The 17,837-nt window shown below is 32.0% G+C and carries 23 protein-coding genes, 1 tRNA gene and 1 pseudogene; 15 read left to right on the plus strand and 10 right to left on the minus strand.

Annotation, left to right across the window (positions count from 1 at the left end; all coding sequences use genetic code 11):
• Positions 1 to 550: 550 nt before the first annotated feature.
• From ychF to H6578_11030, 5 genes are all read right to left on the minus strand, one after another.
• The gene (gene ychF / locus H6578_11010; protein MCB9227682.1) at positions 551 to 1,648 is read right to left on the minus strand and encodes a redox-regulated ATPase YchF; all 1,098 of its coding nucleotides are present in this window, start codon (positions 1,646 to 1,648) and stop codon (positions 551 to 553) included.
• A 75-nt stretch (positions 1,649 to 1,723) separates the two neighbouring features.
• Positions 1,724 to 2,149 carry a DUF3276 family protein gene (locus H6578_11015; protein MCB9227683.1) on the minus strand — a complete coding sequence of 142 codons (426 nt, stop codon included), beginning with the start codon at positions 2,147 to 2,149 and terminating at the stop codon, positions 1,724 to 1,726.
• Positions 2,150 to 2,247: 98 nt separating this feature from the next.
• Positions 2,248 to 3,216, minus strand: coding sequence for a polyprenyl synthetase family protein (locus H6578_11020; GenBank protein ID MCB9227684.1), 969 nt, complete (start codon positions 3,214 to 3,216; stop codon positions 2,248 to 2,250).
• A gap of 47 nt (positions 3,217 to 3,263) precedes the next feature.
• Complete coding sequence (gene rnr, locus H6578_11025) at positions 3,264 to 5,411, minus strand: ribonuclease R (GenBank protein ID MCB9227685.1); 2,148 nt, start codon at positions 5,409 to 5,411, stop codon at positions 3,264 to 3,266.
• 141 nt (positions 5,412 to 5,552) lie between these two features.
• Positions 5,553 to 5,626: transfer RNA gene (locus H6578_11030), tRNA-Cys, on the minus strand.
• Between the two features lie 140 nt (positions 5,627 to 5,766).
• On the opposite strand from H6578_11030, the gene H6578_11035 reads away from it, so the two are divergent.
• A complete protein-coding gene (locus H6578_11035; protein ID MCB9227686.1) occupies positions 5,767 to 6,099 on the plus strand; it encodes a hypothetical protein in 333 nt (110 codons plus the stop codon).
• Positions 6,100 to 6,447: 348 nt separating this feature from the next.
• Here the strand turns inward: H6578_11035 and folB are convergent, their stop codons facing one another.
• Entirely contained in the window at positions 6,448 to 6,807 is a 360-nt protein-coding gene (gene folB, locus H6578_11040) for a dihydroneopterin aldolase (GenBank protein ID MCB9227687.1), read from the minus strand.
• Positions 6,808 to 6,971: 164 nt separating this feature from the next.
• Between folB and H6578_11045 the strand changes: the two genes are divergently transcribed.
• The 14 genes and pseudogenes from H6578_11045 to H6578_11110 all read left to right on the plus strand — a co-directional run bounded on the left by H6578_11045 (position 6,972) and on the right by H6578_11110 (position 16,211).
• Entirely contained in the window at positions 6,972 to 7,394 is a 423-nt protein-coding gene (locus H6578_11045) for a hypothetical protein (protein MCB9227688.1), read from the plus strand.
• Between the two features lie 12 nt (positions 7,395 to 7,406).
• Positions 7,407 to 7,826, plus strand: a complete 420-nt coding sequence (locus H6578_11050) for a hypothetical protein (protein MCB9227689.1) — start codon at positions 7,407 to 7,409, stop codon at positions 7,824 to 7,826.
• 5 nt (positions 7,827 to 7,831) lie between these two features.
• On the plus strand, positions 7,832 to 8,236 hold the full coding sequence (locus H6578_11055; GenBank protein MCB9227690.1) for a hypothetical protein: 405 nt from the start codon (positions 7,832 to 7,834) through the stop codon (positions 8,234 to 8,236).
• 60 nt (positions 8,237 to 8,296) lie between these two features.
• Entirely contained in the window at positions 8,297 to 8,506 is a 210-nt protein-coding gene (locus H6578_11060; GenBank protein MCB9227691.1) for a hypothetical protein, read from the plus strand.
• A 13-nt stretch (positions 8,507 to 8,519) separates the two neighbouring features.
• Positions 8,520 to 8,936 carry a hypothetical protein gene (locus H6578_11065; GenBank protein MCB9227692.1) on the plus strand — a complete coding sequence of 139 codons (417 nt, stop codon included), beginning with the start codon at positions 8,520 to 8,522 and terminating at the stop codon, positions 8,934 to 8,936.
• Positions 8,933 to 9,418, plus strand: a complete 486-nt coding sequence (locus H6578_11070; protein MCB9227693.1) for a hypothetical protein — start codon at positions 8,933 to 8,935, stop codon at positions 9,416 to 9,418. Before H6578_11065 ends, H6578_11070 begins: the two co-directional genes overlap by 4 nt.
• Before the next feature lie 27 nt (positions 9,419 to 9,445).
• A complete protein-coding gene (locus H6578_11075; GenBank protein ID MCB9227694.1) occupies positions 9,446 to 9,916 on the plus strand; it encodes a hypothetical protein in 471 nt (156 codons plus the stop codon).
• 165 nt (positions 9,917 to 10,081) lie between these two features.
• Positions 10,082 to 10,414: a T9SS type A sorting domain-containing protein gene (locus H6578_11080; GenBank protein ID MCB9227695.1), complete on the plus strand. Its 333-nt coding sequence runs from the start codon at positions 10,082 to 10,084 to the stop codon at positions 10,412 to 10,414.
• A gap of 72 nt (positions 10,415 to 10,486) precedes the next feature.
• The gene (locus H6578_11085) at positions 10,487 to 11,665 is read left to right on the plus strand and encodes an acyl-CoA dehydrogenase family protein (GenBank protein ID MCB9227696.1); all 1,179 of its coding nucleotides are present in this window, start codon (positions 10,487 to 10,489) and stop codon (positions 11,663 to 11,665) included.
• Between the two features lie 140 nt (positions 11,666 to 11,805).
• Positions 11,806 to 12,155 (plus strand): annotated as a pseudogene (locus H6578_11090) (type II toxin-antitoxin system RelE/ParE family toxin).
• Positions 12,152 to 12,460 carry a helix-turn-helix transcriptional regulator gene (locus H6578_11095; protein ID MCB9227697.1) on the plus strand — a complete coding sequence of 103 codons (309 nt, stop codon included), beginning with the start codon at positions 12,152 to 12,154 and terminating at the stop codon, positions 12,458 to 12,460. Before H6578_11090 ends, H6578_11095 begins: the two are co-directional and overlap by 4 nt.
• Positions 12,461 to 12,731: 271 nt before the next feature.
• Entirely contained in the window at positions 12,732 to 13,811 is a 1,080-nt protein-coding gene (gene aroC, locus H6578_11100) for a chorismate synthase (GenBank protein MCB9227698.1), read from the plus strand.
• The gene (locus H6578_11105) at positions 13,808 to 15,202 is read left to right on the plus strand and encodes a dicarboxylate/amino acid:cation symporter (GenBank protein MCB9227699.1); all 1,395 of its coding nucleotides are present in this window, start codon (positions 13,808 to 13,810) and stop codon (positions 15,200 to 15,202) included. The genes aroC and H6578_11105 overlap by 4 nt, the downstream gene beginning before the upstream one ends.
• Positions 15,195 to 16,211 carry an agmatinase family protein gene (locus tag H6578_11110; GenBank protein MCB9227700.1) on the plus strand — a complete coding sequence of 339 codons (1,017 nt, stop codon included), beginning with the start codon at positions 15,195 to 15,197 and terminating at the stop codon, positions 16,209 to 16,211. Before H6578_11105 ends, H6578_11110 begins: the two co-directional genes overlap by 8 nt.
• 152 nt (positions 16,212 to 16,363) lie before the next feature.
• On the opposite strand, the gene H6578_11115 is transcribed toward H6578_11110, so the two are convergent.
• The 4 genes from H6578_11115 to H6578_11130 form a co-directional block, all read right to left on the minus strand.
• On the minus strand, positions 16,364 to 16,507 hold the full coding sequence (locus H6578_11115; protein ID MCB9227701.1) for a hypothetical protein: 144 nt from the start codon (positions 16,505 to 16,507) through the stop codon (positions 16,364 to 16,366).
• Positions 16,508 to 16,640: 133 nt separating this feature from the next.
• A complete protein-coding gene (locus tag H6578_11120) occupies positions 16,641 to 16,910 on the minus strand; it encodes a transposase (protein ID MCB9227702.1) in 270 nt (89 codons plus the stop codon).
• Between the two features lie 111 nt (positions 16,911 to 17,021).
• On the minus strand, positions 17,022 to 17,360 hold the full coding sequence (locus H6578_11125) for a hypothetical protein (GenBank protein MCB9227703.1): 339 nt from the start codon (positions 17,358 to 17,360) through the stop codon (positions 17,022 to 17,024).
• Positions 17,361 to 17,380: 20 nt separating this feature from the next.
• Positions 17,381 to 17,812: a hypothetical protein gene (locus H6578_11130; protein ID MCB9227704.1), complete on the minus strand. Its 432-nt coding sequence runs from the start codon at positions 17,810 to 17,812 to the stop codon at positions 17,381 to 17,383.
• Between the last annotated feature and the right edge of the window lie 25 nt (positions 17,813 to 17,837).

Consider the following 17,837-nt stretch of genomic DNA (forward strand, 5'->3'; position numbering starts at 1 on the left):
TTCTGAAATATATTTTTTGGAAGTTTAAGTAATTTGAGTTGCCGTTTGTATTCTTTTACTTTTGTCTTGACACAAAAGTAACAAAAAGTCAAGACTGTAATCAAAAATACTAAAATGCTATAAAACAGACGAGGACAAATTAATGTATGCTCAACTTCAATTTTCCTAAAGTATTTTCACTTTTTGGAGCATACTAATTTGTCTGTTTACCGTTTTATAATTTCATTCATAGTGGATGTCTTTTTTATACCATTTCTTAACGTATTTTTGATTAAGGTCGGGTAAAAGTGCACCTTAAGTTTGTATCTTTTTTCTAAAGAAAAATCAATAGAAAACACTTCTTGGTATCTTTATAGGCAGTCATAAAAAATCTTTATAACGTTTAGGAATATATAATAGTCCAATATTGGCTTCTTGCCCTGACAGGTTTAATAACTATAGTTGATAGTAACATGTCAGGTTATGTTTGTCCCTCACTTCTCCCCTTTTAGGGTCAAAAGACCATGAAAGGGAGAACCGAAACTCAATGTAGATTAAAATATGGTCTTATTTACACATTAAATCTAAAATGTAAAATATCGCCATCTTTAACAATATACTCTTTCCCTTCTACCCTTAGCTTTCCCTTTTCTCGGCAAGCAGCTTCGCTTCCCAGCTCTTTAAAATCTTCAAATGCTATAACTTCGGCACGTATAAATCCTTTTTCAAAATCGGAGTGAATAACGCCTGCTGCCTGCGGAGCTTTAGTGCCTTTATGTATTGTCCACGCACGTACTTCTTTTTCTCCGGCAGTAAAATAAGTATCTAAACTCAATAATTTATACGATGCAGCTATCAATCTATCCATTCCACTTTGCGTTAAGCCTAAATCTTCTAAAAACATTTCTTGCTCATCTGGTTCTAACTGTACTATTTCCGATTCTATTTTGGCAGAAATGACCAATACTTCTGCTCCTTCTTCTTCCGCTATCTTTTTTATTTGCTCTACAAAAGCATTGCCGTCTTTAGCATCTTCTTCGCTCACATTACAGGCATATAGCACAGGTTTATCAGTCAGCAAATTTAAGTCTTCAATATACTTTTTGTCTTCTTTATCTATTTCCAATGTTCTGGCTGGCAAACCTTGTTCTATATGTTCTTTATATTTTTGAAGTACCTCTACCATTCGCAATATTTCTTTATCATTGCTTTTTGCTGCACGTTTATTTTTTTCCAGCTTTTTCTCTACAGATTCTAAATCTTTCAACTGCAACTCGGTATCTATTACTTCTTTATCTCTAACAGGATTAACGCTTCCATCTACGTGTATTACGTTAGTATCTTCAAAACATCTAATAACATGCACAATGGCATCTACCGTTCTAATGTTTCCTAAAAACTGATTTCCTAAACCCTCTCCTTTGCTTGCTCCTTTTACTAAACCTGCTATATCCACCAATTCAACCGTAGTAGGCAATACTCTTTGTGGATTTACTAATTTTTCCAATACTTTCAATCGTTCGTCAGGAACGGTAATAATACCTACATTAGGCTCAATGGTACAAAATGGAAAATTAGCTGCTTGAGCATTTATGGCTTTGGTAAGGGTATTAAATAAAGTAGATTTCCCTACGTTTGGCAAACCTACAATTCCGCATTTTAAACTCACTTATTTCTATTTTATGAATGAAAAAGGGCACTAAAAAGCACCCTTTCAATAATTAATTACTTCTTTTTAAAAAAATTACCACGACATTGCTTCGTCATTCAACTCTTGGTCAGATGAATCTACAAGTGGCTTATTATTATTTTGTTTTAAAGCTGCATCATTTTTAAAATTATCTTCTACAGAAACTTCTTCATCTTCGTTTCTATTTTCTTCTGCCTGCTCTTGATATACTTCTCTATTATATGCATCATAATCAAAATCGGGGTTTAACTCCGTTTTAATATGATTAATTGTTTCATCTAAAGAATCTTTAAAACTTTGGAAATCTTCTTTATACAAAAAGATTTTATGGCTATCATATCCCGAACGATCAAACTTTCTTTTACTCTCTGTTATGGTAACAAAATAGTCACCTTGCTTTGTAGAACGCACATCAAAAAAATACGTTCTTCTTTTTCCTGCTCTCAATTTTCTTGAAAAGAATCCATGTTGATTTTCCACTACATATAAATTTTAATTAACAATATTATTTCGGATAGCAAATTTAATCATTTTTTTAGATTCAAAAATAAAATTGTTCTATTAATAGTAAACGTTCTCTATTCTTCCCTACTTATTATTTTATCTGCTATTTTTTGAAGTTCCGATTTAGAAAAATCTGTTTCTATTTTATTTAACACACTCAATGCTTCTTCATGTAGCTCTTTAATCTTATTTTGGCAGTATTGTTTAGCTCCTGTTTCTTTAAAAAGCTGCACTACTTCATCTATTTTAGCTTGCTCATTTTCTACATCTTTTGTGCTGTAAAGTTCTGATAATCTTTGTTTTTGAATATTATTGGCTCTTTCTAATGCTGAAATATAAAGAATAGTTTTTTTATTGTTCAAAATATCTCCGCCTATTCTTTTGCCTACTTTTGCCGTACCAAAAGTGTCTAAATAATCGTCTTGTATTTGAAATGCTATGCCTATTAATCTACCAAATTCATAAGCCAATTCTGTATTTTGTATAGATGTTTCAGCTATAATGGCTCCTATTTTTAAACTACAAGCCAATAATACAGCAGTTTTGTAGGTAATCATTACTAAATAGTCCGACTCTGTTACCTTTGGCATCTCTTCAAAATCAATATCCATCTGCTGCCCCATGTGTATTTCTATTGCAGTTTGGTGCATTAAATTGTATATTTTATTATCAATTTGCCCATTGGTTTCTGCGGTAATTTTTAACGATTGAATTAGCATTACATCGCCACTTAATATGGCTGCACTTTGCCCATATTGCTTAAAAACAGAGTTTTTGCCTCTTCGCAGTTCGGCATTATCCATAATATCATCGTGCAGTAAGGTAAAATTGTGAAACAACTCAACTCCATAAGCATTGGTCAATACTTTTTTATAACTACAACCAAACATTTCAGCACTATAAGCCATTAATAAAGGTCTAAAATATTTACCTCCGCTTTCCATTGCATACAATATTGGAGCTTTTAAAGCTTCATTCATATACTTAAAATAAGTATTATTATATTGGGCAAATGCTTCGTTTATCTCTTTATTAAATTTCATTATTTATATTTTCCTTTTTTTTATTGATTACAAACTTGCGTTTAGCATTATTTTACTATATCAAAATCTACTTGTTTTTCTTTTAGATTGGTGCTTACCACTTTTACTTTTACATCGTTTCCTATTTGGAAAACGGTTTTAGTTCTCATTCCTATTAATTTCAAATGCTCTTCATCAAATACAAAATCTTCTTTCATTTCATTTAACGAAACAAAACCTTCACATTTGTTAGCACTTAACTCTACAAAGAAACCTCTTGAAATAACACCGCTTATAACGCCCTCAAACTCCTCTCCTACATATTTAGATAAATATTCTACTTGTTTGTATTTTATGGCTTCTCTTTCTGCTTTTTGGGCTTGTCGTTCCATTAAACTTGATGATTTACATAATTCATCCAGCTCGTTTTTACTATAAAAAGGTCTTTCTTTTAGTAGCATTTGCAATAAAATACGGTGTACTAATACATCGGGGTATCTTCTAATAGGCGAAGTGAAATGGGTGTAATACTCAAAGCCCAAACCGTAATGACCTATATTTTTTATGGTATATTCAGCCTTAGCCATAGAGCGTATTCCTAAACGACCGAGTACATCTAATTTAGGATTTTTTTCTACCATTTCCATTAAATTATTCAGTACATCTCTGGCTTGTTCTTCATCCTTAAACGTAAGTGAATATCCCATGTTTTTAGCTATGTTAGCCAGCTGTTGCAGGCGTTGCATATCGGGTTTATCATGCACTCTATATACTGCTCCTTGGTTTGATTTTTGAGTATCCAATTTGCTAAAATATTTTGCTACGGTGGTATTTGCCAATAGCATAAAATCTTCTACCAGCAAATGAGCATCTTTTCTTTCTTTTAAATAAACCTCTACAGGAACAGCGTTTTCGTCAAGTTTAAATCGCACTTCATCGCTCTCAAAATTTATAGCTCCATTTTTAGTTCTCTCAGCTCTAATACTTTTGGCTAAACTGTCTAAGTAGCTTAATTCGGCATAATATTGTCCTTCTTTGTTTTCAAGTATTTCCTGTACTTCTTCATAAGTAAATCTCCTGTCCGATTTTGTTATGGTTTTAGCAAAAGTGTAGTTAACTATCTTTTTCTTATTGTCAAATTCAAACAATACGCTAAAAGTGCATTTTTCTTCATCGGGGCGTAAAGAACACACTTTGTTAGACAATTTTTCGGGCAACATAGGGCAAACTCTATCGGGCAAATAAACCGAAGTGGCTCTTAGCTGTGCTTCTTTATCTATAGCACTGCCAGGGCGTACATAATGCGAAACATCGGCTATATGTATGCCTATTTCATAATTTCCGTTTTCTAATTCTTTTACCGATAAAGCATCATCAAAATCTTTGGCATCTTGTGGGTCTATAGTAAAAGTAAGTTCATTTCTATAATCTAAACGCTCTGCTATTTCTTTTTTAGAAATAAAATCTTTTATTTTTTCAGTTTCCTGTATTACTTCGTTTGGAAAAACAAGATTAAAGCCTTGCTCCATTAAAATAGAACGCATTTCTATTTCGTTGGGCGATAAACCGGATAATTTATCTACTACTTTTCCTACCGGATTTTTGCCGGCAGTATCTTCCCAGTTTATAACATGCACTATTACTAAATCGCCTTTTTGAGCACCTTTAGTATAGCTTTCGGGTATAAAAAAATCAAAAGGTACGTTGTCATTTATAGGCAATGCAAAGCCAAAACCATCGGTAGGCTGAAATTTGCAGATAAACTCACTCTGCGACCGTTTTACTATTTTAGAAATTTTACCTTCGGGATTCTGCTTGTTAAATTTGGTAAGCTCTACTTCTACAATATCGTTATTTAAGGCATTCATAGTATATTTTCTTGGGATTTTTATATCATTATCCCAACCTTCTACTATTATATAAGCAATACCACTTTTAGCTAAATCTACTTTTCCTATTATTACTTCATTAGGTTTCTCTAAAAATCTTTTTTTAGATACTTTACCATTTTCGCTAAATTCTACTAAATTTCTTGTTTCTAAGCGTACTAAAGCTGTTTCTATTTTTTCATTAGTATATTTTTTGCCAAAGTGGGTAAATATTCTATTAATTTTTAAGCCCGTTTTGCTTTTGTTTTCTATATATTTTAGTATAGCTCCGTCTATTCCTGAATTTCCTTTACTTTTTGAGCTTTTCTTTTTATTTTTTTTTGACATATAATCTTCTCTTCAAATTAATTTAAGTGTAAATGTAATACTATTGTTTATGATTAGTAATTAATAAGTGTTATTAATCAATTAATAAGAGGTAAATAAACATGGTATTAAAAAAAAGCCCAACCATTGTTGAGCTTTTTTTGGAGGTCGGGACCGGATTCGAACCGGTGTAGATGGTGTTGCAGACCACTGCCTAGCCTCTCGGCCACCCGACCATTTCCTTTAAATGGAGTGCAAATATAAAATAACTTTTCTAATAATGGAAGCTAAGATATTTTTATTTGATTTTATTTCTCAGTTTTTGCATTTTGTTAAAATATTTATGCTTAACTTAGAAGTATAAATTTAATGAACTATGCAACAGAATGATGTATATACCCTAGAAGAGTTTATAGCTTATATAATGATATATGCTGCCACAGCAGATTTTGAAATAAGAGATAAAGAAGAAAAACATATTAAAAAAATGGTAGGAGATGCTACCTACTTTGAAATGTTAGATTTATTTGAAACCCACAACGATATAGAAGCCTTAGAGTTTATAGAAGAACAACGCAGAGTTCATTTAAACGAAGAATTTAGCAAAGAAAATTTACTACATATAGCTAAAGAGGTATTTTTAGTAGATGGCAAATTTGACGCCAGCGAAAAAGCTCTTTATGAAGCTTTAAAACTTTTAAAAGATTAGTTTTTAGTCTATAGACTTTGGTCTTTAGTTGATGATTTTTTGATCTTTAAGAAGCAGTTTTATACCGATTATGAATATATAATAGTCCAATATCGGCTACTTAATCTATTTGGTTATACTTATATTTTGACTTTGAGATTCCTGCCTCCACAGGAATGACGAACGAGACAGAAAAAAATTCTCCTCAAAACGTCATTGCCGTGAAGACGGTAATCCCGAACAAAAAATAATACCGATTAGGAATATATAATAGTCCAATCTCGGCTACGCCTTATTGTACTGCTCTATCGGCATTTACCATTGTAAAAATAAAAAATAGTTTAGACTATTTTGTGTTTACAATTGGTATTAGTTTACTTTTTCCTTTAAACTAACTATTGATTGTTCGGCTACGCCTTTTATAGGTGGATTGCTTTTAGCAATGCGTACATATACTTTTTTAATACGCTTATCTTTTTTAGCCAATGATTTAACTATACGCCCGGCAAGGTGTTCTATCAGTTTTGAAGGTTTTGCCATTTCTTCTTTTACCACATCATATATTATTTGATAATCAAAAGTATCTTCCAGTTCATCTGTTTCAACTGATTTTTCACTTTTATACCAAACCTCTACATCGGTATAAAAAGTATTGCCTTTTTCTTGCTCTTCTTTAAATACTCCGTGATGCCCGTGTGTTTCTATATTGCTTAAGCCTATTTTTAACATGGTTGTTTTTTGCAAAAATATTACTATTATACCAATTATAAAAACATCAAAAATATTCCTTACATTTGGTTTATGAGTTTAATAAAAAAGTGGGAAATCGGCAGGGATGCCGACCACAAGAAAAATGGCGGGATAGGTTTACTTGGCTTTTAAAAATAATAATTATGAATAAATCACTTTTTCCTTTGTTATTAGTAAGTTTATTTTTATTGGCTTGTCCAGATAGGGAAGATCCTGATGATTCTGCAATAGTTATAAAGAACAATTCCCCTATAGATATCATATATACTCTTGATTTTCAAAATCCCACTGATACTTTAGTTTCAAACTTGCCTTTTCCATTAATTCCAAATAATAACACAAATCATTTGTTAATAACCTCAAATAGTGTATTAGATATTCCAGGAGCATGGATTTATTGGTTTGAAGAAAAAAGCCCCCAAATATTAATGTTATATTTTTTCAATAAAGACACTATAGAGCAAGTAAGTTGGGAAAGAATAGAGGCAGAAAACCTAATAGAAAAAAGATATGATTTAACGCTTGAAATTTTAGATAGCTTAAATTGGACAATTACTTACCCTTAAAAAACAAAAAAAATGAAACAAAAACTAAATACTAAAAAATGGTACGGCAGCAATTTGAAGAGTTCCGAACTTTTTAAAAGTTCGGAACTCTTTAGTCATTTTGCAGGTGCAACCTATTCTACAAGCCCTGATTTAAGAGAAGAATGGGATGGAGTATCATTAAGTAACTTTATAAATATAGACAGGAATGTTGATTTTAATCAACAAATACATTTAAGAGCAAATGGATTATATATGCATGAATACGGACACACATTTGACAGCCACCGATTTGGACCTTTTTATCTAGGCAAAATTGGTATAAGAAGTGCCACAGGAGATGAAGAAACTGAACTACGTGCCAATAGGCATGCTAAACGTTATTTTGAAACCAATTATGGAATTAATTGGGAATTGGATTATGAATGGAGATTCCCAACAAGACCCAACTAAAAAACATGAATAATTATTTAATTTATCTTTGTTTAATAATTACTCTTTTTGTCACATCGTGTGATGAGGAGTATAATATTGTTATATGCAATAATTCTCAAGAATCAATATACTATGTGATAGGAGGTAATACTAGTAGTAGCACATATCCTTATTACTCATTACCTTCAGAAGATCATTTTGCTGAATTATTAGTGAGTAATGATTGTAATGAAGAAACATCCATATTCCCATGGAATGAACTAATAGAACGTTCCCCTAATGATTCTCTATGCATATTTATAATTGATAATGAAATATTCAGAGATAGTTCTTGGGTAACAATACGTGAAAATGATTTAGTATTGGATAGAATTTTTATAACTATTGATCTATTAGAACAAAACGATTTTAAAGTTTATTATCCTTAAATAAATCAAAAAAAAATGAAACAAAAACTAAATATAAATACCAAAAAATGGTAAATCACAATGCAGAGTATTAGGAAAATAATTCAAGGTGACAACACCTTGAATGGCGAAAACGCAATTAATATTGATTTTAATAATCCAGAACAAATGGCTTTGCTGACTAATGTAAGTGCAAGTTTTTGGGATTATGGAAGCTTATTCTTTGGAGGATTTACATCATTTTTTAATAGAGGGATGGGAAATACAAACAGATATAATCAAGGACCTTAATAAATAATATGAAATGAAAAATACAATAATATTAATACTATACCTTATAGCACTTACCATATTTTCTTGCGATAAATGTGAAAAACCTTTAGAAATAAATTTTATTAACAATACCAGCAGTAAAATTTATGTTAGATGGGCTAATTTTGATTCAGTTTACTTTCAATGCGAAAGTGGTTTTGCCGGTACGACTTTAAATCCAAATTCTGCGTACACTTATCAAGATTTAGGTAATGATGAATGTTTAGATGATGATAAATTAAATTCGCCTTATTTTAGCTTTGTATTTGTTGATAGTCTCTATTGTACCTCTGAGACTGATTCTGTATGTTGTTCCTCACAGCCGGAAGTAGGAAGAGTAGTCGGCAGATATACATTTACAATAGATAGCTTAGATGCCAGAAACTGGGAAGTAAAAGTAATAGAATGAAAATCAAAAAAATGAAACAAATAAAGAAATTAATTATAGCAAGTGCCCTACTTTTTTTAATAGTAGGCTGTAAAGAAAAATGCAATGAAAATATGAATTTTAAAGAGTATGTTACCGTATATGATACTCGGTCAGATATAACAACGGCTTATACCAAAAGGAGCTATTTTTATATTTCAAGGCATGATAATTTTGTGCCCAGCTCTCGTATAGAAGATATACACCTGTATAGTGACGGGCATGATACTACACTTTTGCTAAAATACGATTATGAAGGCTTTAGAAATTTTGAAGATTTTTTTAGAAAAAATGAGTGTAGCAGTTTATATTTATACAATATTGATTATTCTGATGGTAATCATTATTGGGGAAACAATAATAATACTACAAGGCTTGATAGTATAAAAAAAGACTTAAAGAAAAGAATAGAGTTAAATATAGAATCATTAAATTCTAATGCTTGGAAATACACTTATGAATAACAATATTAAACTTAAAAAAATATCACTATGAAAAGAATTTCACTAATAACTATTATAGCTTTTATGCTGTTGGCTACTTCATGCAAAAACAAATGCAACCGAAATATGGATTTTAAAGAGGAACTTACTGTCGGGGTTATTAATTATGGCATTAATTTTTTTGTTCTAATATCTAAAGAAGGCAATAATTTTATTCCTGATAAAGAAATATATGATGATGCAATTTATGTAACGGCAGCAGGTGATGATACTATAATGCTGAAATATAACCAAGAAGGATATGCAAATTTTGAAGACTTTTATAGACAAAATAAGTGTGAAAAACTTTATTTATATATGATTCCTGTACAAATTATGACTGGTTATTGGTATAATAGATCTAATACTGGTATGAGCTGGAAAGAAAGATATGAATACGAAAGAGAAGAATATAAAGTTGAACTAACTATTGAAAAATTAAATTCTAAGGCGTGGCAGCACATTTATAACCGTTTTTAAACATAATCATTATGAAAAAAAATACTAATTACATCAGTTTTAATTTTTGGGTTACAATACATTTTTAGCCAAACTACTTTATACATATACAATGCTCGTCAATTTTGCTATGATGAGGCGGGTAATAGAACGTGTAGGAAACCTATTTCATTAACAGATATAGATGTGCCTTATAATCCGGGTGGTGGCAATAGCGGAAAAACGGCTTTTGAGGAAGAACAAGAGCAAATTCAAGAAATTACTAAAACTTGTTTAAATAAAGAACAAATTTCTGTTTACCCTATACCTAACTCTGGCACTTTCACCATAAAATTTGAAACGGTTACGGAAAATATAGATTTATATATTTATTCGTTAGATGGCAAAACAGTTTATCAAACTCAGCTTAATGAGAAAGAAAATACAATAAATAATACCAATTTAGCAGTAGGTAAATATGTAATGGCTCTATATTGCCCTAATGGTCAGTATTTTGATTGGACTATTTCGGTAGAATAATATAAAGTCATACTTTACTATCAAAACATTTCATGTATTTTTGTAGTTAAATAATTAAACCAAACAAAGTACATGAAACAAGATACTTACACGCACCCCGATTATTATTTAGTAGATGAACTGCTTACAGAAGAACACAAGGTAATACGCGAATCTATTAGAGATTGGGTAAAGAAAAAGCTAAGCCCCGTTATTAATGATTATGCCCAAAAAGCGGAATTTCCTAAGTGGGTAGTTAAAGAATTGGGCGATATAGGTGCTTTTGGTCCCAGTATTCCTGCCAAGTACGGTGGCGGTGGTTTAGATGATATAGCCTACGGCATTATTATGCAAGAATTAGAAAGATGCGATAGCGGCATAAGAAGCACCGCAAGTGTGCAAGGTAGTTTGGTTATGTATCCCATATATAAATTTGGTAGCGAAGAACAAAAAATGAAATACTTGCCTAAATTGGCCAGTGGCGAAATGTTTGGTTGCTTTGGTTTAACAGAACCTAACCACGGCAGCAACCCTGCCGGCATGGAAACCACTATAATAGACAAAGGCGACCATTATCTATTAAACGGAGCTAAAATGTGGATAAGCAACTCCCCTCTTGCTGATATTGCCGTAGTGTGGGCAAAAAACGAACAAGGCAAAATAAAAGGCTTAATTGTAGAAAAAGGCATGGAAGGATTTTCTGCTCCGGAAATAAAAAACAAATGGAGTTTGCGTGCTTCCATTACGGGCGAGTTGGTTTTTGACAATGTAAAAGTGCCTAAAGAAAATTTATTGCCTCATGCCGAAGGTTTAAAAGGTCCATTAACTTGCTTAAGCAGTGCACGCTACGGTATAGCGTGGGGAGCTTTGGGTGCTGCTATGGACTGCTACGATACGGCATTGAAATACAGTTTAGAACGCCACCAGTTTGATAAACCCTTGGCAGGTTTTCAGCTACAGCAAAAGAAACTGGCAGAAATGATAACCGAAATAACCAAAGGACAGCTTTTAGTATGGCGATTAGGAACACTTAAAAATGAAGACAAAGCCACTCCGGCACAAATTTCTATGGCAAAACGCAATAGCTGCGAGATAGCCATTAACATAGCCCGAGAAGCAAGGCAAATGCTTGGTGGTATGGGCATTAGTGGCGATTATAGCATTATGCGACACTCAATGAACCTTGAAAGCGTAATAACCTACGAAGGCACACACGATATTCATTTGCTAATAACAGGCATGGATGTAACAGGCGTGAATGCGTTTAAGTAGATGTGAGTAGTAATTAATTATAATATATATTCCAAAACGGTATAATTGTCAGAAAACCAAAATATACCACCAAAAAGAACAGAATTTAAGCACTTTATTTGTTTCCTAATTAAGAAACCCTTATCTTTGTAAAAAATGGAATGGACAACTACAAGTTTAGAGTTGAATTTTTGGAAGAAGCCAAAGAGTTTTTAGATAAACTTGATAAAAAACAAGAACTAAGATAGTTTACAATATTTGAAAAGCAAGAAGTACAAACGATAAAGAGCTTTTCAAAAAACTTCAAGAGGAAATTTGGTACTTTAGGACAAAATTCAACAAAACTTATTACAGATTGTTCGCTTTTTGGGACAAAACCGATAAATCAGATACAGTTGTTATTTCAACTCACGGATTAGTCAAGAAAACAGATAAAACTCCGAAAAGTGAAATTGAACGAGCTGAAAGAGCAAGACAAAAGTATTTTAATGAGAAAAATAAAAAGAAATGAAAACATATATTTTAGAAAAATTGACTGACGAGTATATCGGCAAAAAAGGAACTAAAAAGCGAGACGAATTTGAAAACGAACTTAGACTTGACTTATTAGGATACGCCATTAAACAAGCCCGACAAGAAAGAAACCTAACACAAGAACAATTAGGTGAACTTGTTGGTGTGAAAAAAGCTCAGATTTCTAAAATAGAAAATAGTACTACCGATGCAAGATTTACAACTATTTTGAAAGTATTTAAAGCTTTGGGAGCAAAAGTAAATTTTAATGTAGAACTGAACAACCAAAGTATTGCGTATTGAAAAAATGCCGAATGTACACAAAAAAATTGTGCGTAAGCTATCGCTAAGAAAAAATTCTTATCTTTAATTTATGGAACTAAGATTTAACATAGTGTATTTAGAACTTCTAAAAATTATTAAGCTAAAAAACGATTTGAATAGCAAAAAAACAATAAAGAATCTAATAATATAACTAATTTACTAATAAAAGGTTCTATAATGTCAGATAAACAATATAATCTTTTTATAGAAAATAGGAAACATTTTTCTAAATGGAGAACAAACTAATTTTATGTCCGGAAATTCCTTTGGAAATCTTTTTAAAATAAGCACTTTTGGCGAAAGCCATGGTAAAGCTATGGGTGTTGTTATAGACGGATGTCCTGCTAATTTAGAAATAGAAATTGCCGACATTCAAAATGAACTAAACAGAAGAAAACCAGGACAATCTAAAATAACAACCCAACGAAATGAAAATGATAACATTCAAATTTTATCGGGAATTTTTGAAGGAAAAACATTAGGTACACCTATTGCTTTGCTTATTGAAAACACAGATGCTAAAAGCAAAGACTACACCAATTTAAAAGATACTTTTCGCCCCAGCCATGCCGATTTTACTTACGAAAAAAAATATGGCATAAGAGATTATAGAGGAGGCGGAAGAGCCTCGGCAAGGGAAACTACTATGCGTGTAGCCGCAGGTGCTATTGCCAAAAAATTACTGCAAAAACAAGATATTAAAACTACAGCTTTTGTTTCTTCTATTAAAAATATTGTCTTAAATAAAAACCTCAAGCAATTAGATTTTAATTTAATAGAAAAAAACATAGTTAGATGTCCAGATAGTGAAACGGCTGATAAAATGATTGCACTGATTGAAAAAACCAAAGAACAAGGCAATTCATTAGGTGGAATAATTACTTGCGTAGTTAAAAACTGCCCTATCGGTTTAGGCGAACCCGTTTTTGACAAATTAGAAGCACAATTAGCTAAAGCTATGCTTTCTATTCCTGCGGTAAAAGGTTTTGAAATAGGTAGTGGGTTTGAAGGCACTAAACTCTTTGGCTCTGAACACAATGATGAATTTACTACCGAAAATGGAGTAATAAAAACAACTACAAATAACTCAGGAGGTGTGCAAGGTGGCATAAGCAATGGTATGGACATAATATTTAAAGTGGCTTTTAAACCCACCGCCACCATAATGCAAAATCAAAAAACGGTAGATAAACAAGGCAATAAAATAGACCTAAAAATGGAAGGCAGGCACGACCCCTGTGTTTTGCCCCGTGCTGTGCCCATTGTAGAGGCTATGACAAATTTAGTTTTGGCAGATTTATATTTGCAAGCTAAAACTAACAAGCTATGAAAAAACTGGCACTACACTGGAAAATCATTATTGGAATGATATTGGGCATTATTTGGGCAGTAGCTTCTACACAGTTTGGACTAAGTTTGTTTACTATAAATTGGATTGCTCCTTTTGGCAAAATATTTATAAATGTCTTAAAATTAATAGCTATTCCTTTGGTACTTTTTTCTGTAATGAGTGGCATTATAAGTATAGGTACTCCTCAAAATTTAGGTAAAATAGGTGTTAAAACCTTAGGTTTTTATCTTTTTTCTACGGTAATAGCCGTTAGTGTAGGCTTAATTTTAGTTAATCTCCTTTCTCCCGGCAAAATTTTAGAGCAAGATACCCGATTAGAAAACCGCCTTAAATATGAAATATGGGCTCAAAGTAACCAAATACCCATAAAAGATGGGCAATGTTTTAGCTGTAAATCGGAAAATACAGAACTGCTGGAAATAGCTAAAACAGCTTTAGCTAATGAAGAAGTTAGCCAAGAAGTATTAGACAAAATAAATACAGCTAACAAAACTTTAAACAGTGGTCCACTTCAAGCTTTAGTAGATGTAGTTCCTACCAATATTTTTGAGGCCTTAATAGAAAATTCTATGCTTCAAATTATCTTTTTTGCACTGTTTTTTGGTTTAGCAGTATTATATATTCCCAAAGATAAAAGAGAAACTCTGGAAAATTTTATTAATGCTACCAATGAAGTTTTCTTAAAAATGATAGATTTCATTATGATGGCAACACCGTTTTTTGTGTTTGCTCTAATGGCAGGCATTTTAACCGAAATGGCAGGCGATGATTTAGGCAAAATGTTAGACATATTTAAAGGCTTAGGTTTTTATGCTATTGTTGTTGTTTTAGGCTTAGCTTTCATGGTTTTTATTTTTTACCCTATTTTACTAAAACTACTGGTTAAAGGCTTTAAATACATTCCATTTTTTAGGAAAATAGCTCCTGCTCAAATGTTAGCTTTCACTACAAGTTCAAGTGCGGCAACACTGCCCGTAACTATTGAAGTAGTAGAAGAAAATCTTAAAGTAGATAAAAATATAAGTGGTTTTGTTCTACCTATAGGTGCTACGGTAAATATGGACGGCACTAGTTTATATCAAGCGGTAGCTGCCATTTTTTTAGCTCAAATACACTTAATAGATTTAAGCCTTGGGCAACAGCTAACTATAGTAGTAACAGCCACTTTAGCTTCCATAGGTTCTGCTGCCGTGCCCAGTGCCGGCTTAGTAATGCTAATGATAGTTTTAAGCTCCGTAGGTTTAAACCCTGCATGGATAGCTATAATTTTGCCCGTAGATAGAATATTAGATATGTGCCGAACTATGGTAAACGTAACCGGAGATACCACTGTGGCATCAATAATAAATGGAGAAATAGACAATGAGTAAAGAAGAAAAAATAAAAAATTACAATCCCTCGGGTGTAGGCGTTGACAATGGAAATATATTTGGCTTGCCCTTTAGTTTTGAAGATTCTAACATTATAATATTACCTGTGCCGTGGGAAGTAACCACCAGTTTTGGCAATGGAACATCAAAAGCTCCCGCTAAAATATTAGAAGCATCGCCTCAGTTAGATTTATTTCATCACACCTACCCTAACGCTTGGAAACAAGGAATATATATGTTAGATGTTTCGGAAGAAATACTACAACTTAACAACAAATACAAAGTAAAAGCTCAAGAAGTTATTTTGCTATTAGAAAAAGGTAAAGCTATATCAGAACTGCAAGAAACCATTAATGAAATTAATGAAGTGTGTAATCAACTTAGAAAATGGGTTTTTGAACAAGCTACTACCCTGCTTAACAGAAATAAAAAAGTAATTCTTTTAGGTGGCGACCATAGCACGCCTTTAGGCTATATGCAGGCTTTAGCTCAAAAGCACAGTGAGTTTGGTATTTTGCAAATAGACGCCCATGCAGATTTGCGAAAAGCTTATGAAGGTTTTACTTATTCTCACGCTTCAATAATTTACAATGCCGTGCAAATAGAACAAATAAAAAGTTTAACGCAAGTAGGTATTAGAGATATATGTGCCGAAGAAGTTGATTTTATTAACAACAATAATACTATTCATTGCTTTTATGATGAAAAACTGAAAGAAGAGCAATATAGTGGCACAACATGGAAAGACCAAGTGGAACAAATAGTAGCTACACTGCCACAAAAAGTATATATTTCTTTTGATATTGATGGTTTAGATCCTAAACTTTGCCCCAATACAGGCACGCCCGTAGCCGGAGGTTTTGAATTTCAAGAAGCTATTTATTTGATGAAAAAAGTAAAAGAAAGTGGCAGAACAATTATTGGCTGCGATTTAAACGAAGTAGGAAACAACACCTGGGACGCAAATGTAGGAGCAAGAGTATTGTATCAGTTGTGTTGTTTTATATAGGCGAATTTTACCCAAATTTTCATATTCAAAGTTCTAAACTTCTATTAGTATTTTTTTGTGCTGTCGGGAGTTTCCTCCCGACACTTTGATACACCAATTTTTTGTGCTGTCGGGAGTTTCCTCCCGACACTTTGATACACCAATTATCAAAATTAAAAAAAATAAGCATAATGTTTTACAATCAATTCTCTTTGTATATTTTCTTCATAAAATAATGCACTGCTATATTGGTATAACTTTGGTTCATTGGCTAATTTCCAATGTTCTTGCAACGGATTGTTGTGTATGTAATCCATTTTTTGTTCAAACAACTCTTTAGATTCTATATACAATTCATCAAACCTGTCTTGCCAAATTTTAAATAATTGCTTTCCTTTTGAATACCTAATTTTTTCAAGAAGATTAGCTTCTGTTCTTTCAATTTCTTTTCTAATTTGTGTAGATGTAATTTTTTTTAAAATCTCTCATAAAACTTATCCTGTTTTTCCCATCTTCAAAATGAATTAACAAATGGATATGATTAGGCATTAAAATATAAGCCATAATGCTTGCCTGATACTTGTTACAACAAAACGATAAACTTTCTACAACTATTCTCATACTATTGCCTAAGCTAAGTAAATGCAACCATTTGTTGCAAGTTGTAGTTATAAAAAAGATATTGAACTCATTAAAATTTGCTCTGTTTCTTAATCCCATGGTTTAAAAATAAACATTCTATTAGAAATGTCGGGAGGAAACTCCCGACAGCACGGAAAGGTAATAACACCTTGAATGGCGAAGTCTATTTACTTGCTCATTTATTACTAACTACTCTTTAATCTTTAGTATTTCTATTTTAACAAATGATTTATTAGCACCACCAACCGAAGGACCAGCAATAGTACAATGAAAACTATCTGTCAAAATTTTGTACTGCACCTCTAATTCCAACCAATGATAAATAGAGTCAGGAGGATTAATAGGCTTTGTTCTTAGACCAGTATTATCTCCAGTTTCAATAACAAAAGTTAAACCGCAATCATTAGCACTTGTTGTTACAGGGTAAAAAGTCCCTTTGTAATAAACCTCTTCCTCAGGCTCATTACATGCTAATAAAGAAATAATTCCTATAAATGCAACTATGATGTATTTTAGTATCTGTTTCATTGGTTACTACAAATTAAATATTAAAGTTTAGTGAAATCTGCCTGCCAAGAATCTTGATAGTACATTCTAAGTGTATCTTCTTTTATTGAATATCTTTCTGCATCATTTAGGGCATCCATCATTACTTGAGCCCACCATGGTGTTGGAACTAATGATCTATCTTCTCTTGCAATATTGATAGAAATATTACCATTATTACTCAAAATACAATAATTTCCTAAATATTTAATTCCCGAATTAAGTGTAAAATCTTCTTTCATTGTTAAAACCATATAAGTAGCAACCGTTCCTGTGTCAGTAATTACTTGCGAAGAATTGATGGTTTTTATATGCTCAAATTTCCAATTTCCAATTAAGTTGCTATCTCGTATAGGTTCATCTTTTTTTTTGCAAGCCAATAAAGTTGCAATTCCTAAAAATGCAATTAAGCTATATTTCATTATCTTTTTCATTGTTTTACAATTTTTTTGGTTTCTT

Source organism: Chitinophagales bacterium, assembly GCA_020635995.1.
In the GTDB taxonomy this organism is placed as follows: domain Bacteria; phylum Bacteroidota; class Bacteroidia; order Chitinophagales; family UBA8649; genus JAFMKE01.

Bases quoted from the DNA above. Each gene is read 5' to 3' on its own strand.
- H6578_11020 (MCB9227684.1), bottom strand. From the start codon at position 3,216: ATGAAATTTAATAAAGAGATAAACGAAGCATTTGCCCAATATAATAAT.
- rnr (MCB9227685.1), bottom strand. From the start codon at position 5,411: ATGTCAAAAAAAAATAAAAAGAAAAGCTCAAAAAGTAAAGGAAATTCA.
- H6578_11035 (MCB9227686.1), top strand. From the start codon at position 5,767: ATGCAACAGAATGATGTATATACCCTAGAAGAGTTTATAGCTTATATA.
- folB (MCB9227687.1), bottom strand. From the start codon at position 6,807: ATGTTAAAAATAGGCTTAAGCAATATAGAAACACACGGGCATCACGGA.
- H6578_11045 (MCB9227688.1), top strand. From the start codon at position 6,972: ATGAATAAATCACTTTTTCCTTTGTTATTAGTAAGTTTATTTTTATTG.
- H6578_11050 (MCB9227689.1), top strand. From the start codon at position 7,407: ATGAAACAAAAACTAAATACTAAAAAATGGTACGGCAGCAATTTGAAG.
- H6578_11055 (MCB9227690.1), top strand. From the start codon at position 7,832: ATGAATAATTATTTAATTTATCTTTGTTTAATAATTACTCTTTTTGTC.
- H6578_11060 (MCB9227691.1), top strand. From the start codon at position 8,297: ATGCAGAGTATTAGGAAAATAATTCAAGGTGACAACACCTTGAATGGC.
- H6578_11065 (MCB9227692.1), top strand. From the start codon at position 8,520: ATGAAAAATACAATAATATTAATACTATACCTTATAGCACTTACCATA.
- H6578_11070 (MCB9227693.1), top strand. From the start codon at position 8,933: ATGAAAATCAAAAAAATGAAACAAATAAAGAAATTAATTATAGCAAGT.
- H6578_11075 (MCB9227694.1), top strand. From the start codon at position 9,446: ATGAAAAGAATTTCACTAATAACTATTATAGCTTTTATGCTGTTGGCT.
- H6578_11085 (MCB9227696.1), top strand. From the start codon at position 10,487: ATGAAACAAGATACTTACACGCACCCCGATTATTATTTAGTAGATGAA.
- H6578_11095 (MCB9227697.1), top strand. From the start codon at position 12,152: ATGAAAACATATATTTTAGAAAAATTGACTGACGAGTATATCGGCAAA.
- aroC (MCB9227698.1), top strand. From the start codon at position 12,732: ATGTCCGGAAATTCCTTTGGAAATCTTTTTAAAATAAGCACTTTTGGC.
- H6578_11105 (MCB9227699.1), top strand. From the start codon at position 13,808: ATGAAAAAACTGGCACTACACTGGAAAATCATTATTGGAATGATATTG.
- H6578_11110 (MCB9227700.1), top strand. From the start codon at position 15,195: ATGAGTAAAGAAGAAAAAATAAAAAATTACAATCCCTCGGGTGTAGGC.
- H6578_11115 (MCB9227701.1), bottom strand. From the start codon at position 16,507: ATGGATTACATACACAACAATCCGTTGCAAGAACATTGGAAATTAGCC.
- H6578_11120 (MCB9227702.1), bottom strand. From the start codon at position 16,910: ATGGGATTAAGAAACAGAGCAAATTTTAATGAGTTCAATATCTTTTTT.
- H6578_11125 (MCB9227703.1), bottom strand. From the start codon at position 17,360: ATGAAACAGATACTAAAATACATCATAGTTGCATTTATAGGAATTATT.
- H6578_11130 (MCB9227704.1), bottom strand. From the start codon at position 17,812: ATGAAAAAGATAATGAAATATAGCTTAATTGCATTTTTAGGAATTGCA.